The organism is Photorhabdus akhurstii (genome assembly GCF_019090985.1).
GTDB classification, from domain to species: Bacteria; Pseudomonadota; Gammaproteobacteria; order Enterobacterales; family Enterobacteriaceae; genus Photorhabdus; species Photorhabdus akhurstii.
Genome location: NZ_CP020335.1, coordinates 2,426,186 through 2,440,815, shown reverse-complemented (window position 1 = coordinate 2,440,815; position 14,630 = coordinate 2,426,186). Strand labels below are relative to the sequence as shown.

Annotated in this window: 13 protein-coding genes, 1 tRNA gene and 3 other RNA genes; 5 read left to right on the top strand and 12 right to left on the bottom strand. The window is 39.4% G+C overall.

Annotated features, from left to right (window positions below):
* Window positions 1–318: 318 nt before the first annotated feature.
* The 5 genes from B0X70_RS10670 (at window position 319) to B0X70_RS10650 (ending at window position 1,689) form a co-directional block, all read left to right on the top strand.
* Window positions 319–408 (top strand) — tRNA-Ser (locus tag B0X70_RS10670).
* A gap of 48 nt (window positions 409–456) precedes the next feature.
* Window positions 457–580: non-coding RNA, RtT sRNA (locus B0X70_RS10665), on the top strand.
* 48 nt (window positions 581–628) lie between these two features.
* Window positions 629–752: non-coding RNA, RtT sRNA (locus B0X70_RS10660), on the top strand.
* A gap of 216 nt (window positions 753–968) precedes the next feature.
* A non-coding RNA gene (locus tag B0X70_RS10655) (RtT sRNA) lies at window positions 969–1,092 on the top strand.
* 294 nt (window positions 1,093–1,386) lie between these two features.
* Window positions 1,387–1,689 carry a HigA family addiction module antitoxin gene (locus B0X70_RS10650; RefSeq protein ID WP_036814247.1) on the top strand — a complete coding sequence of 101 codons (303 nt, stop codon included), beginning with the start codon at window positions 1,387–1,389 and terminating at the stop codon, window positions 1,687–1,689.
* 81 nt (window positions 1,690–1,770) lie between these two features.
* On the opposite strand, the gene B0X70_RS10645 is transcribed toward B0X70_RS10650, so the two are convergent.
* The 12 genes from B0X70_RS10645 to B0X70_RS10590 form a co-directional block, all read right to left on the bottom strand.
* On the bottom strand, window positions 1,771–2,193 hold the full coding sequence (locus tag B0X70_RS10645; RefSeq protein WP_217471477.1) for a hypothetical protein: 423 nt from the start codon (window positions 2,191–2,193) through the stop codon (window positions 1,771–1,773).
* The gene (locus B0X70_RS10640; RefSeq protein ID WP_036814245.1) at window positions 2,171–2,854 is read right to left on the bottom strand and encodes a hypothetical protein; all 684 of its coding nucleotides are present in this window, start codon (window positions 2,852–2,854) and stop codon (window positions 2,171–2,173) included. Before B0X70_RS10640 ends, B0X70_RS10645 begins: the two co-directional genes overlap by 23 nt.
* A 361-nt stretch (window positions 2,855–3,215) precedes the next feature.
* The gene (locus tag B0X70_RS10635) at window positions 3,216–3,797 is read right to left on the bottom strand and encodes an HI_1492 family protein (RefSeq protein ID WP_036814244.1); all 582 of its coding nucleotides are present in this window, start codon (window positions 3,795–3,797) and stop codon (window positions 3,216–3,218) included.
* Between the two features lie 168 nt (window positions 3,798–3,965).
* Entirely contained in the window at window positions 3,966–5,078 is a 1,113-nt protein-coding gene (gene luxE / locus B0X70_RS10630) for a long-chain-fatty-acid--protein ligase LuxE (RefSeq protein WP_217471476.1), read from the bottom strand.
* A gap of 96 nt (window positions 5,079–5,174) precedes the next feature.
* Complete coding sequence (gene luxB / locus B0X70_RS10625; RefSeq protein ID WP_105398804.1) at window positions 5,175–6,152, bottom strand: luciferase subunit beta; 978 nt, start codon at window positions 6,150–6,152, stop codon at window positions 5,175–5,177.
* An 18-nt stretch (window positions 6,153–6,170) separates the two neighbouring features.
* A complete protein-coding gene (gene luxA / locus B0X70_RS10620; protein ID WP_217471475.1) occupies window positions 6,171–7,250 on the bottom strand; it encodes a luciferase subunit alpha in 1,080 nt (359 codons plus the stop codon).
* 34 nt (window positions 7,251–7,284) lie between these two features.
* Window positions 7,285–8,208 carry an acyl transferase gene (locus tag B0X70_RS10615; protein WP_105396704.1) on the bottom strand — a complete coding sequence of 308 codons (924 nt, stop codon included), beginning with the start codon at window positions 8,206–8,208 and terminating at the stop codon, window positions 7,285–7,287.
* A gap of 13 nt (window positions 8,209–8,221) precedes the next feature.
* Window positions 8,222–9,664, bottom strand: a complete 1,443-nt coding sequence (gene luxC / locus B0X70_RS10610) for a long-chain-fatty-acyl-CoA reductase LuxC (protein WP_217471474.1) — start codon at window positions 9,662–9,664, stop codon at window positions 8,222–8,224.
* 540 nt (window positions 9,665–10,204) lie between these two features.
* Window positions 10,205–10,519 carry a hypothetical protein gene (locus tag B0X70_RS10605; RefSeq protein WP_217471473.1) on the bottom strand — a complete coding sequence of 105 codons (315 nt, stop codon included), beginning with the start codon at window positions 10,517–10,519 and terminating at the stop codon, window positions 10,205–10,207.
* A 147-nt stretch (window positions 10,520–10,666) separates the two neighbouring features.
* The gene (locus B0X70_RS10600) at window positions 10,667–11,653 is read right to left on the bottom strand and encodes a hypothetical protein (RefSeq protein WP_217471472.1); all 987 of its coding nucleotides are present in this window, start codon (window positions 11,651–11,653) and stop codon (window positions 10,667–10,669) included.
* Window positions 11,654–11,722: 69 nt separating this feature from the next.
* Window positions 11,723–12,598, bottom strand: coding sequence for a class-II aminoacyl-tRNA synthetase family protein (locus tag B0X70_RS10595; RefSeq protein ID WP_217471471.1), 876 nt, complete (start codon window positions 12,596–12,598; stop codon window positions 11,723–11,725).
* A gap of 184 nt (window positions 12,599–12,782) precedes the next feature.
* Window positions 12,783–14,534, bottom strand: a complete 1,752-nt coding sequence (locus B0X70_RS10590; protein ID WP_217471470.1) for a carbamoyltransferase family protein — start codon at window positions 14,532–14,534, stop codon at window positions 12,783–12,785.
* Between the last annotated feature and the right edge of the window lie 96 nt (window positions 14,535–14,630).

Sequence of the window (14,630 nt, the reverse complement as noted above, 5' to 3'; positions counted from 1 at the left end):
ATCCTCATCTTACATTTTCATACAGGTTATCTGATGATTGGGTGTAGGTTGCAAGCCCCTTTGTTAATCATCATTACGAAAATTTTGAGAATGTTAAGTAGTTAACGAATTCATTTTTTTCTTATTGAGGAACTTGTACTTGTCTATTTTAGTGGTGTTAGTGGGTGTGAATTCATCGAATTGATTCTTATTTAGCTAACCAATCAAAAAACCAAAGAAAAGTATCAGAAGAGTGTTGACGCTTGTAACGGTTTTCCCTATAGTAGCGCCCCGTTGCAGCGACGATGTTAAACAAAGTTGCTGGGATGAAAAAAAGATGGTGAGGTGTCCGAGAGGCTTAAGGAGCACGCCTGGAAAGTGTGTATACGTGAAAACGTATCGAGGGTTCGAATCCCTCCCTCACCGCCAGAATTGAAGAGAAGCTCAGGTTAAATACCTGGGCTTTTTTACTTGCATATGCCCCCGACGCAGGGAGGGTCGAGAACCCTCGACTAGGGTTCGACAAAACGGCTTGCCGTTTTGGACCGCCAACGGCGGCCCGCAGGGTGAGCGCAGCGAATCCATCCCTCCCTCACCGCCAGAATTGAAGAGAAGCTCAGGTTAAATACCTGGGCTTTTTTACTTGCATATGCCCCCGACGCAGGGAGGGTCGAGAACCCTCGAACAGGGTTCGACAAAACGGCTTGCCGTTTTGGACCGCCAACGGCGGCCCGCAGGGTGAGCGCAGCGAATCCATCCCTCCCTCACCGCCAGAATTGAAGAGAAGCTCAGGTTAAATACCTGGGCTTTTTTACTTGCATATGCCCCCGACGCAGGGAGGGTCGAGAACCCTCGAACAAGGTTCGACAAAACGGCTTGCCGTTTTGGACCGCCAACGGCGGCCCGCAGGGTGAGCGCAGCGAATCCATCCCTCACCGCCAGAATTGAAGAGAAGCTCAGGTTAAATACTTGGGCTTTTTTAATTGCATATACCTCCTATGCAGGGAGGGTCGAGAACCCTCGAACAGGGTTCGACAAAACGGCTTGCCGTTTTGGACCGCTAACGGCGGCCCGCAGGGTGAGCGCAGCGAATCCATCCCTCCCTCACCGCCAGAATTGAAGAGAAGCTCAGGTTAAATACTTGGGCTTTTTTGCTTGTATATACCCCCGACGCAGGGAGGGTCGAGAACCCTCGAACAGGGTTCGACAAAACGGCTTGCCGTTTGGACCGCCAACGGCGGCCCGCAGGGTGAGCGCAGCGAATCCATTCCTCTCCTCCAAATTTAAAAAGAGGCTCAGGTTTTTTACTTATATGGACATTACTATTACCATTTCAGGAAATTGGCATGTGACATTCGAATTTATCGATGGTGACGCGTACATCGTTAACTATGAGGATTATCATTAATGAAAATGTTTAACCCACCTCACCCAGGCGAAATTATTGCTGACTCTTTGGAAGAACTAGGTTTAGGAATTCGTGATCTAGCGCGAGCATTGAATGTTGCTCCGTCTACGGCTCAACGTCTAGTATCGTGCAAAGCAGCAGTCACGCCAGAGATGGCAATAAAACTGTCTAAAGTACTTGGTAGCTCTCCACGATTGTGGCTAAAACTGCAAGAAACCTATAGCCTTGATAAAGCAGAAAAGACTGTTGATATCTCCAAACTGACACCGTTATTTAAACCTATCCATTTATCTCATACCTAAAAGTCAACAACCTGAGCTCAGGTTTACCACCTGGGCTTTTTTACTTGCATATACCCCCGATGCAGGAAAGGCCGAAAATTCTTAATTTTTCTCAACTAAAAACAAAACGGTCTGCTTCGTATCATTTTGTTTTATATTTATGAGTACATTATCTTTACGCCAATATTCATCACGCCAGTATTCGTCAAAATATTTTTCAAAACCCATACTTTCAACATATTTTATCAACTCTGATTTACTATTCAAATTCACATTTGAAAAAACAATTTTATTAATCGTTGTTGACGTTCCATCAGGTGAATCATAGTATATGACATAATCATTTGAAATTAAGGGAATACTCTTAATTTCATCAAATGTAAACATATTATAATAAATAAAATTTTCTTTCGTATATGACAAGTTAACATTTGCAAGCGACATAATGAAAACCAAAGCACATCCAATGAGGACGGATATAACAACAATCATACGGATAAAACTACTCAATCGAAATCCCAGCATATTCCACACCTAAATTAACCCCGGTCTTTTCGCTAATATGTATGATATCATGACCTGTTTTTATATCACTGATGGGTGATATAGTATTTAAAAAACCAGGTAGAGACGTATAATAAGGTCTTGCATTATTTGGATATTTTTCAGGATTAGGAAACAATAATGGCTTAAAAATTTTATTTTTATATTTACCTATCGGTCCATAGTAATCCCATCGCTTAAATGCTTCCTCTTTACTTACTACGCCTAACTGAGATAAATAATCAATGCCATTTACAGCCCGATAAAAACCAAGTAAATTAGAGATTAAATCTTCACCACTATAACCACTATCCGTAACCCAATTAAAAGGAAAAGAGTCTTGGTAGGATTCAAATAAATGAGTTGTATACATCATAATAGTAAGAGCAGCTCTCTTCTTACCATGTAAAGACAAACCCCTCCTGACTTTCCATCTTGTTATTTTAGATGTCCCATATTTACGCCCCTTCCCCATATATTGGACATATCTAATAGTAAAATATGACTCTTTAGTATCATCACCTGCATTTATAGCAGCCATTAATTTTCTTGCGTCATCACCTTTAGCATGTCCCAAATCGACCCATCCCAATTTCTCTGTGTAAACCAGTCTTCCGTGTTCTATATCAAACCTTGTGGTCATTATAACTCCCGTAATTTATTAGTGAGCTGTATAGAAACTTCGGTTCACGTACGGTTTCGTTCCACCTGTTAAACTATCACTTTCTGTAGAATATGATTATCCACTGTACCTGTAAAGTTTATCCATTTAGAACTGGGTGATAAGACGCTGTTTTCTACCTATCATACTTTATTTCTAAATCAGCTATTTTTTCTTCTGAATTATTGGGAACCTGATCAAGTTTCCCTGCCGGAGAATTAATCTGCTTTTTGATAATTGGTGGCCACCGTGTTGTCATTTCTATCCAGTGTTTGGGGTTAGTTCATAAATATCCGTGCTTTTTGCTTATATAAAAAACCACCCGAAGGTGGCTATTGTCGTCTCAAACATCTTCATCCAGTTTTTCACGATCTAATTCCAGTAATTCTTGGAACTCCTTTAATCCCCTTAATTCCTGGATTTTATTCTCGAAATCTGGGATCGTATGAACATCTGGACTCGTATAAATCAGTCGACTGGTTTCTATGCCTTCTTTGCTACACATTATATGTATATCAACTAATACCGTATTATTATCATAACCTACAGACATAGTTCCATTGTATTTGAGCGCATTTTCAAACTCTTCTTTTGATGGATACGATGATTCATTTCCATACTTTTTCTCTAACGATTTGCTTACTGGCTTCACGAGGCGGCCAATATCAATCTCTAATCTTTTAAATTTTCCATTTAAAAAAAATGCCATTGCTTCCTGCTTTCTGTTAGCAAACGAAAAGTCAGAACATGAATAAAGTGATACTTCTTCTATTTGAGGGCTTCCCTCAAATTTTTCAAAATCACATAACCTCTTCGAAAGAAATTCTTCTTCTGTCATGCCAAACTTTGCATCTTTATACCCATCAACTGCCATTGCACCAAAGCTCATCATTCCCAATGCAAGCATAACTGCCAATTTTTTCATATTATCTCCTTTTGCTTAACGCAATGATAACAATGAGAACAGTGTTAAGCCAACCCCACAAACCTCTATCAAGTCTCCAAATGTGGATGTTTTGGAGAATTTTTTCGCTATGCTCCCGGGGATTCGCTACCTTGCCATCGCAATGCATCTTGAAATCCATAGGGTATATCAACTATCAAATGCTTCGGTTAAGCTTAAAGCACACCCCTTTTGCGTCCTCGTATTAACACGACGTAAAATTTCAACGAGTACGCCGGGATAGTCACCATATTCTCTGCTAATTATTCCAACATCATCGGTGACAATAAATGCAGGATAACTCGTTGATGACGCATCCATATAACTCATCAGACCCGGCGTTCCATCAGGTACAGGTTTCAACGTTTCAGGATCAAGCGCTCGCGCATATACCCACGGCGGAACATGTTTACGTTGCATCTCATCTTCAAAGAAACAAGTGTTGAGTTCAACTTGATTAAATATATCGCGGATCTGACTAATATCACTGAGGCTGAAAGTATCGAATAAAAGATGATTAAAGTCATCGCGTTTCAGGGATTCTTTTTCGTAACTTTTCCAGCCGCCCCCCGTTATGATATAAAGGTTTTTATCTCCAGAAAATGAGATATTTTTATCTTTCATATAATGGCAGAGCAAATAAATAAAATATGGCGAACCGATAAGACAAATATCTTTCCCTTGATCTTTTATTCGCTTAAGACTATTCAGTGTTTTAACAAAATCTATTCGCTCTTCTGTTACGGTGAATGTCGTAGGATATAACAATTCCACCAAGCTCATAACATATTTAAACCAAATGTTATGAGCATTAAATCTATCTGGCCCCAAGTTGACCAACTCCATTTGATGATCAAACCAACTACCAACATATTTCATGCCATAACTCACAGAGCCTAAAAGTCTCTCAATACTTAATCTGTCACGTGCTACCTGACTTTTTAAACCATTCGTGCCGCTACTGGTAAACCAACTTTCGATCTCGTTTTCCTGAGACGTTAATAAACGAGTAAACTTAAAAACTGACGTTGGGAATACAGGTATGTCATCAATTTCCGTAATATTGTCATCGACTTTGTGTGCCTGACAGTAGTGACGATATTCTCGACAATGTTTGTAGTGATGACGAAACGCATCAAGCACAAGTTTGTTTCTGATTTCTTCTTGTTCATCATAAGACCAAGCCAATGGATCGCTCGAAAAAATCAAATCATCAATTTCTGAGCTTGCTGTAATTTCTTGTTTATCAACATATGAAGTCATACCTGTTTCACCTCTCCAGATAATATTAGAAAGTATGGCAGCACTGCTGTCATACTCTTTATTCCATGTGGCACTTCTTATTCCATATAGTACTTATTATTCCATGTGATACTTCTTAATATTATCATCTACAATATCGATTACCTCTTTTTGGCGCATCAAGTCACTGATTGGTTCAAAGGATAGCAATACATCTTTTGCTCCGCACTTTTCAATTGCCAACTTAGCCGCAGTTATACATTCCGTATAATCTCCGACAGCGTTTTCTGTAATTATTTCTTCAAGTTTCTTTTCCAAATTTTCATTCGGATGCATTTCAAGAACATAATCACGGATAAATGCACGTGTCTCCTCTTTGGCTTTCTTACTATCTTCGTTATAGTTAACCAAGATCATTAACTGATGGTCTATCTCTGATAAGTCAACACCATGTTTATCAGCAATGGCTTTATACCTCTCAGCATATTCATGTCTAATATCATTAGAATCATCCCACTTAAAGATGAGGGGAATGCCTTTTTTGGCCGCCCATTCAACAACATGATGACTCGTTGCTGTTACATATTGCTTAGGCCCGCCGGGCGTATAAGCATGGGGGTTGACTGATATTTTAGGGAAACTATAAAAGTCGTTATCTGGATTACAATAACCCGTTGTTAAAGCATCGTTAATAATTTCATAACACTCTTCAAATAATTGCTGTTGATATTTATCTGGGCGATTAAAAAAATGCATTTCATCTTTCTTTTCGCAATCACTAAATCCTAAAACAAATCTCCCTTCACTCAACTGATCTAATAAGCCAGCTTCCTCCGCTATTCGGACAGGGTGATGAGTTGTAATGATATGATTCAATGAACCAATTTTAATTTTTTCTGTTAGACCGAGCAAAAAACCAGAAACAGTTAAAGGAGCACCGACAATACCATTAGCTGAAAAATGATTTTCATATACCAAAATCTGTTTAAAATTCAACTTATCAACATATTCGGTTATTTCCTGCATGCGAGCTAAACTTTGCTCTTGAACAGTTGTTGAATTGATGAAGTTAAGGAAGAACAATCCAAATTTCATTTTATTTTCCTTAGCTAATTATAATAGCGAACGTTGTTTTTCTTTAAGAAACGGCATGACATCAGACTGGAAAAGCTTCATGGAAGCAATAATTTCGCCTACTGTTCCATTAGCTTCAAACCCACAACAAATATTTGATATTCCCGTGGCGTCAATGTCTGTTTGGATGATGTCAATGCACTCCTTCGGGGTTCCTACAGGATTAATTTCATAACTGTAATCAATGCGGCGGTTAGTATCTTTATGTCCTTTTAATACAAAGTCACGCCACTGCCCCTTATTGAAATCATAACCTTTTGTTTTATCTGAATCGTCAAAAATGGTCGTGGCATTCACATAGGAATCATACCAATGCCCCAGGAAATTCCGGCAAATTTCTTTCGCCTTAATTGAGTCATGATCTACAGATGTTATATATGATAAACAATGGTCGATATTATGAATATCGTGCCCATGTTCTTGAGCCACCTCATTATAAAGCTCCATTTGAGCTATCTTTTCGTTAGTATTTATGATCCAACTTAAGATCATCGGCAAACCGTGTTGAGCGGCCCATTCAGTGGTCGAGGCTGATTCAGCCACCACATAAACAGGCGTTCCACTTTTACTATATGCGGTCGGGTTTACTTTTACCTTATGGAACTTGATATGTTCATTGTCAGCTTCTACATATCCTTCCGTCATTCCGTTCTTTATCAACCCATACCAGCACTCCGTTAAGGCGCGAGTGTTATCCATATCTACGCCAAATACACGAAAGTCTTTGTTGTAAAGCCCCCGACAAATACCAAACCTGAATCGCCCTTTTGACATTTGATCCAATAAATTCACATCTTCAAGTTGACGTACTGGATGGGCTGTAGGAAGAACAATAGCCGCAGTCCCTACATTCAATTTTTTGGTCGCGCCCAGTAAATGCGCAGCAGCGACATAAGGGTTACCAAGCAAACCAAACTCCGTGAAATGATGCTCAAGTAACCATACAGTATCAAAACCGCACTCCTCAGAGACGCGGCCTAATTTAACCAAACGCTGCATTACCTCTGTTTGAGAAAATTGGGGCGGTTGGTAGGTAAGTAAAAAATTGCCAAATTTCATAGGGAATCCTTATATTTCTATCCGAGCGATAGCGTTAAGATAGCGAAATCGTTTGATTCTCAATCTCAATTTTCATTCGGCGTTCATTGACTGTCGCAATAGTTAAATGTTCAAATGATGGTTCAGTGATATTAATATCAATATCCAAACTACCCTTATCCATCGCGATAGCGGCTTTCGTAACCGATTGATAAAAATTACGCAAGACTACTAAGTTCTCACCCAAATCATGTGAGCTTCCTAGCAGAGAATATATCTTGCATCGATTATTACGAATATTTGATAACAATGTGATGACTTCATCTTGCTTTACCCAATTGTCATTATTTGCAGTAAAAGCAATAAACGGTATATCCAGAGACCTCATGCTATTGATTGTAGAAGTTAAATCCTCCCAACCAAAATCAAGGCAATCTCTCGCAAAGACTTCAGCACCCAATTTATGGCCTTCAAAATCCAGATTATTCGGCAATTCATCAATAGGTAAACTGAGATAATCAAACCCTAACGCTCTTTCGAGAGTATATCGTAAGTTAACAACTCCAACCGCAGTAATTAAAAACGAAACATTGATTTCAGATAGGCTTGCGTAAACTATCCTTGCGGATAAGCTGGAAGCCAAAATACCACGGTGAGTTATTTTTCGTGCATTTAACCAATCAACCACGGCTAACAGGCTCTGTTTTCCTATAGACATGGTAAATTCATCTATTGTCCCTGAACTCAATCCAACATGGTGAAGTGAATCATAGCGGATTACATGAAACCCATTCCGCGATAAATATTCCGCCAGACCAGCAAAATGATCCATCCTTCGGGCAAAGCCAGACGCAATAATAATGGTATTCTTTCTCTTTGGGCTATTTTCTTCTGGCAGCGTTTCCCAGACATGAATTTTTTTATTTCCTTCAACGCAAATCACATGGTCGATGGTTTTATATCTGGCTTCATTTTCCATATTTTTTTACCTATTAAGGGACAAATACAAGGAACTTATCTTCTTCCAGGAATCGAGTCTGTTCTATTTCAACCGCAACATCCTTAGCCGTATAGTTAGCAGGTCTTTCATGAGAAATATATGTCACTAATCGTTGTAATGGCCTCATTCCGTCATGAGAACCACCAACTCGAAATATGTTACTCATTCCTGCTTCTACAATTCTTTCCGCACCTTTTAATGCTAATGCATCCCGATATTTAAATGATGACTCCCAGGGAAAAATAGAGACGGTTTGCGTCTTATTTTTTTGAACATAAGGTAATATTTGCTCAATATTATCGACATGATGAAGATACACACATCTGCCAAGTGGTTGATTAAGTTCCACCCCCGCATTCGATTCAATAATCATCCAGCGCTGATGAGCACCAGCCTCTACTTTTAATCCAGCAAACAAGCTTTCTTTTTGAACTAAGGAATAGGCCGCCTTTTCATCAAAATCTTTTTTGGCGTTTGGTAATATACGCGCATATAGATTAAGTTTTTCTATCAACGCTAGCTTAAATTCCTCATAATGATTTCCCATGTAATATATGTTTTGGGCAGAAAAACAAGCTTGTTGATCGTAAAAACAGACATCATGAGCCGCACCTGTCGCGGCAGACGTTAAATCATCAGGATTATCAATAATGCAAAAACTCTTTTTATGACCAAATTTAATCACATCAATATAGGGTGGCGCATGCTCTACAGCCCAATTAATTGCTTCTTCCCCTCCCCAAGCAACAATAACGTCCGCATGTTGCATAATTTCTTTCGCGAGTGATGTATCACCTTGATGTTGCCAATATACAACAGACAAAGAGCGCGTTATTGGATGATTAGGGTCCACATCGATAAAACTCAACGCTAATGCACTGGCTGTAAAAGGATCGGCTGACGAGGTTTTTATAATGCATTGATTCTTGGTTAAAATGGCACGCAATATAGACATAATCCCAGATAATGGGACATTACCTGCTAGTAAATGTACAGACTTACCTTTCGGAAAAGCCTTAATATAACTTTCATCCTGAGGTAGCCATTCATCCATAATATGACGAGAACCAAGTTCATTGTTTACAACATCATAAAGACCGCCTTTAGAGCACAAGATCATAGCTATCCAGTTAGCCTCTAACTTAGCCATTGCTTCTGAATATCCCATATATTTTTTTAGGTCACGAATGTATGTCCTGCGTCTTGCATATTCTTCATTTTTCCATCTTTGTCCTACCGTATAGAGAAAAGTGATAATGTTATGCAACCGTAATTCATTATTTTCATTATAATCAATAATGTTTTTTACTTGAGAATTATTCAATATTGGCAGGTAAACACTATTATCACCAAAATTAATGGATTGCACTGAATCATCACTTTCGGGAAAGATTTCGACTTGGCCGTTAATAATGAATGAAATTTTTTTACTCATATTTGCCATCCATTTAATGGGGTTATTTCAACTTAAGTTGTTGTTTAATCATCTTGCAAACTGGTCGTACCAATACTTGTTTTTTATATTTTTATGTTACGACGATGTAAGTAATAAAATATACAGAAAATCAGATTCTGATTACGGGACACCTGACCTGTAACTTTCGTCAGAATATGATAATACTCTGAATTTTCTACTCAAATCTGTTAATGTGACTGAACGGATCGTCAATATAATATCTACCTTAGCTTTAATACTTGTTAAAATAGCAAAGGAAAATTTTCATATCAACAAGATTTGTTAATGAAAAATTTAAATTAAAAGAGTCACTATTATTTTATGCGTGATAATACTCATGCAAATTATTAGCCTGATTATGCTCTCAAAATGTTTTATGCTATTTTTCAAATACCAACAGAATACATTGAATGGCAATGCCACTCTTCACCACCAGATTTCTAGAAGAAGAGCTCAAGTTTAAAATACCTGAGCTTTTTATTTGTATACACCTACGATGGAGGGTCTATGCCCCTTCAATTAAAGCCGTTGCCTCTCGATCAGAACAAGGCGTTGAGTAAAATTATCATCTGCGATGTCGCTAGCTGCGCTCGCCTCACGGATGGTACAGATTTGCCCATCGCTCAATAGTCCGTCATCTTTCTCATAGTGCGATAGGTACCGGTCTGCAAAGTTGCGCAAAGCAAGGTGTGCGATCTCAGTTTTACTCATACCAGTGACTTTAACCAGTTCATCGAGCGTTCCGGCGCTGATCTCAGTGGGCGTATCCTTATTACGTAAACGGATCAGGAAACTGGCTGGGGTTTTTCCTTGGGTATTTTGGGTATTGTGCATCGTGTGTTCTCCGAACCATGTCAAAGTAATGTATATCAATTCCATATCATGATAGTACGTTGATATATCGTTACCAAATCCCCATCACTTATTCAACGTAATTATTAATTAACAGTATCCCCTAACACTGATATAAGAGATTCAAACTTAACCTTTATACCGATATAACTCTTCCCACATCATGTTAGTTATTTGCTCAATATGATCAAAACGCCCTGCTATTTTTTCCAATACTTGCGGTGATAATGTGGCTTCAAACTTCAACGCTAAAATAGATAAAGCTTTCCAGTGATCAATCAATTCCGTGCACTGTTCAATCAGAGAAGGCGCAATATCAGCTCTGATTAAAGAGTGTTTTAACAGGTTCAAATTAGGAATCACATACAATACGCTAATATGATCAAACAATCTTTTAGCCGCCCGACAAGCTTCCTCCTCTGACTGCTGAAATGCATTCAGACATAATTTGCCATAATTTTTCAATGCGTCATAATATTCAGGCAAGGTATTAAATAATTCGGCCTGACGCGTCAGTAATTCCCTTACCGGCATAGACTCCTGATCTTTCAGTGAATCAATAATATAAAAATTACCCATATGATCATAAGTTTCATTGGGCACTTTATCAGAAAGCGCTAAATAAAATTGCTCAGATGACATCCATGCCTCACAAGCATAGGATTCCCGATCAACTACTAAAGAATCGAAGATACGCACTTGTGAATAATCATCTGCAATAGCGCTGATCAGCACGGCATGGAGATATTCTGGTTTATTGGCGTAAGCCTCAGAATAAGATAAATGCGCCGAATTAACCCAAGCAACGACGCCTTTCCTATGACGTAATAATTCATATAATTGACGACGCCAATGGGCGTAATCTATCGGTAGTAAAACTATATCTGCGCCCAAATTCGCTGTGCCAGTTAGCCCAACAGTTTCAATCGAACAAGTATATTCAGGCATATTCAGTGCATCATAACCACTACGAAATAGATAACCATTGCCAGCTTCAAAGATCTCTGCCTCAAAAATCTCTTTACCCTGTAAATTAAGTAATCTTGTCAAGCTACCGGTAAAACAATTTATCGCGACATTTGCGCATGATTTATCCATCACATTTTCCATGAGCATTTTATCACCTCGATACAATGGATTAATTTATGAATAGCGGACCAAATATATTACGCCCTGTAATCACTATTATTTTTCCTCCAATATTATTGCGGCTGCTTGTGCTATATTTTCGACGAGTAAGTCAGGTTCATAATTCAAAGTATGTGCTAACAGCGCCAAAAGTAATCTCTCCATCCCAAACGCAATACAAGCGGAATGCATAGAACTATCACTGATACGACTGACAATATTGAAGTTGGTGGTAAATAAATCTCGGTGTAAATTTCGTGAACCAACGCTAACATTATATTTATCAAACCAAGGAATAAGTATTTCACACTTGACGCCCATTGATAATTGTACTTTACGAGTAACTTTAGAATGTTCTCCATAAAATACATCACTGGCTTTTTCTACCGAAAGAGAAGGAAACAGTAAGCGTAAGAATTTAACAGCTTGCCCAAATATCATTTCACAATGTGTTTCTACTTTTTCCTGTAGCCCCACCAATATTAATTCACGCATGGTAAAATTCCCCATACGGGTCGGCTCATCTTTAGCCGGTTCATATCGATGACATTGCCCTTTAGCCGTAAAATATTTCAGTTCCCAATCATGGGTACTCTCTGCTAAATGAGCAAAGGTATGATAGCAAGTCGATGGACTCAATACCCATGCATCCCCGCTATTTTCACTCATGGCATCGTGAGTTAAATGGGGATAAACATGCAATGGATTGCTAGGCAATTTATCAAAGAAACTGATACGCTCTAACGTGGATCGAGGTAACAATGTGGTGCATGTGTGTGAGGTAACAGATATTCCCTTACTTAAAACTTGTAAAAGTGCCTTATCAAGGAGTTCAGCAGCAGCATATAAACTGTCAGAAAACCGGTACCCGATAAGGCCATTCTGCGATTGCACAATTGATAGCAGCTTACGCTGTTGAAGTTCTTTTATCATATTTTTATATTACCTTTGCTGATCGATAGTTACGTTATGCTGCCCAGCAGACAATCTCTATTTTGCAAAAGGATGTGTTTCTATATCATCAAATATCATCTCCAGACATTTTTCTAAGATGATAAAGAAACACATTTGATGCCAAAATCAGTTAACTGACATCTCAATCAGGACGCCATCAAGGTTATTCTTTCCATACGACAAACCCCTCAATATAAAGCTTATCCAGTGAGGTTTTCAAAAATGTCTCTACTGCAATCTCCGGTGACATAATAAGCGGCTGCCCCCTAACGTTAAATGAAGTATTCACCAAACAGCCATAACCCGTTATTTTTTGCACCTCTTTCAATAATCGCCAAAAAGTTATGTTAATAGTACGTTCAACAAGCTGAATACGCGCCGTTCCATCAGCATGGACAATACCTGACACCGGCTTCATCATTTCTGGTTTTACTTTAGCGGTGCAAAGCATATATCGAGTTGGCGTTAAATTGCGTGTCTCAAAAATAGTGTCGCAATCCTCATCCAAAATTGCCGGGGCAAATGGACGGAAAGCCTCACGGAATTTCACGGTGCTATTAATTCTATCCTTTATTTTTTCACCTGCCGGCAGAGCTAAAATTGAACGGTTGCCAAGCGCCCTTGGGCCAAATTCCATTCGATCATGGAACCAGGCAATGATTTTATCTTCTGCGATATCTTGAGCCGCAGAAGCAAAATAATCATCATTCAGCCCCAAATAACGCCATTTCATGCCCGCATTGCCGCCATGCCGGAATAATACATTACGGACTTCATCGGTGGAGAAACGAGGACCAAGATAAGGATTAAAGTAAGGATCTGCGCCATTGTGGTATCCACCAGCCACAAAAAGCGCAGCGCCTAAAGCCGAACCATCATCACCCGATGCCGGTTGAACAAAGACGTTTTCTACACCATCAAGCTGACAAAGAGCTTGGTTTGCTTTGCAGTTTAAGAACGATCCCCCGGCAAGGCAGAGTGATGTTTCACCGGTTTTTCGCAGCCAATAGGTCACTAACTGTTTCAACAACAGTGTAAATTTCTCCTGTAATCCGGCAGCAAAATCCTGATGAACATCCAGCAGAGGGTCATCTTCATTTCTCGTCGTCAAACCAAACATATCGCTCAGTTGTGCGATTGCACCGGGAAAACCATATTCCGAATTGTCAAATGCTTGCGGTAACCAGTTTATCTGTATCGTTCCACTCTCTGCATCGAATTGAGCCAATTTATTGAAGATATCGCGGTATCGCTCAGGATTACCATACGCAGCAAGTCCCATGACTTTATATTCATCACTATTAAATACAAAACCAAGGAACCGAGTACAGATAGAATAAAATATTCCTAATGAAGAGCTAATTGGCTGACTGTACAATTTCTGGAATTGCTGGTCTTTAGCAAGATAAACACTTAGGGATTCTATTTCGCCCATACCGTCTGAAATGACGCATAGTGCAGACGGGAAGCCGCTGGGATAAAAGGCTGACGCCGCATGAGCCAGATGGTGATCTACCCCCTGAAAACGTGATTCAATATTCTGCCACCCCTCTGAGGCCAGTGCATTAATCACAGTTTTTCCACTAAAAACCTCTTCAAACATTTTCTGATTCGACATGAAAAAACGGCGATACTTATCATAATTAAAACCGTGGGCAATAACCTGTATATCATCTTGCGTAAGACCCGCTTCCGCTAAACAGTAATTAATGGCATTAGCAGGAAATCGGCCTGTTCCTTTTTCTCCGGTAAATCGCTCTTCCGCAGCCGCGGCAACAATCTTTCCATTAACCATCACACAGGCCGCACTATCGACTCCCTGGCAAATACGCTCGTCTAATTTACCTACGCCTGGGTAATTTTCTCGCATAAAATGTTGAGAATTGGGAAGGCCGCTGATACCTAATATAATCATTTTCTTCACCTCCAAATTATTATACCCGTCATCTTTCAAGTTGCCTCTTTGTTGGCTGCACTCACTCACCCCGGTCACATAGTTATCTATGCTCCC

Excerpts from the sequence above, each read along its gene's own strand:
- B0X70_RS10650 (WP_036814247.1), top strand. The coding sequence starts at position 1,387 with ATGAAAATGTTTAACCCACCTCACCCAGGCGAAATTATTGCTGACTCT.
- B0X70_RS10645 (WP_217471477.1), bottom strand. The coding sequence starts at position 2,193 with ATGCTGGGATTTCGATTGAGTAGTTTTATCCGTATGATTGTTGTTATA.
- B0X70_RS10640 (WP_036814245.1), bottom strand. The coding sequence starts at position 2,854 with ATGACCACAAGGTTTGATATAGAACACGGAAGACTGGTTTACACAGAG.
- B0X70_RS10635 (WP_036814244.1), bottom strand. The coding sequence starts at position 3,797 with ATGAAAAAATTGGCAGTTATGCTTGCATTGGGAATGATGAGCTTTGGT.
- luxE (WP_217471476.1), bottom strand. The coding sequence starts at position 5,078 with ATGACTTCATATGTTGATAAACAAGAAATTACAGCAAGCTCAGAAATT.
- luxB (WP_105398804.1), bottom strand. The coding sequence starts at position 6,152 with ATGAAATTTGGATTGTTCTTCCTTAACTTCATCAATTCAACAACTGTT.
- luxA (WP_217471475.1), bottom strand. The coding sequence starts at position 7,250 with ATGAAATTTGGCAATTTTTTACTTACCTACCAACCGCCCCAATTTTCT.
- B0X70_RS10615 (WP_105396704.1), bottom strand. The coding sequence starts at position 8,208 with ATGGAAAATGAAGCCAGATATAAAACCATCGACCATGTGATTTGCGTT.
- luxC (WP_217471474.1), bottom strand. The coding sequence starts at position 9,664 with ATGAGTAAAAAAATTTCATTCATTATTAACGGCCAAGTCGAAATCTTT.
- B0X70_RS10605 (WP_217471473.1), bottom strand. The coding sequence starts at position 10,519 with ATGCACAATACCCAAAATACCCAAGGAAAAACCCCAGCCAGTTTCCTG.
- B0X70_RS10600 (WP_217471472.1), bottom strand. The coding sequence starts at position 11,653 with ATGCTCATGGAAAATGTGATGGATAAATCATGCGCAAATGTCGCGATA.
- B0X70_RS10595 (WP_217471471.1), bottom strand. The coding sequence starts at position 12,598 with ATGATAAAAGAACTTCAACAGCGTAAGCTGCTATCAATTGTGCAATCG.
- B0X70_RS10590 (WP_217471470.1), bottom strand. The coding sequence starts at position 14,534 with ATGATTATATTAGGTATCAGCGGCCTTCCCAATTCTCAACATTTTATG.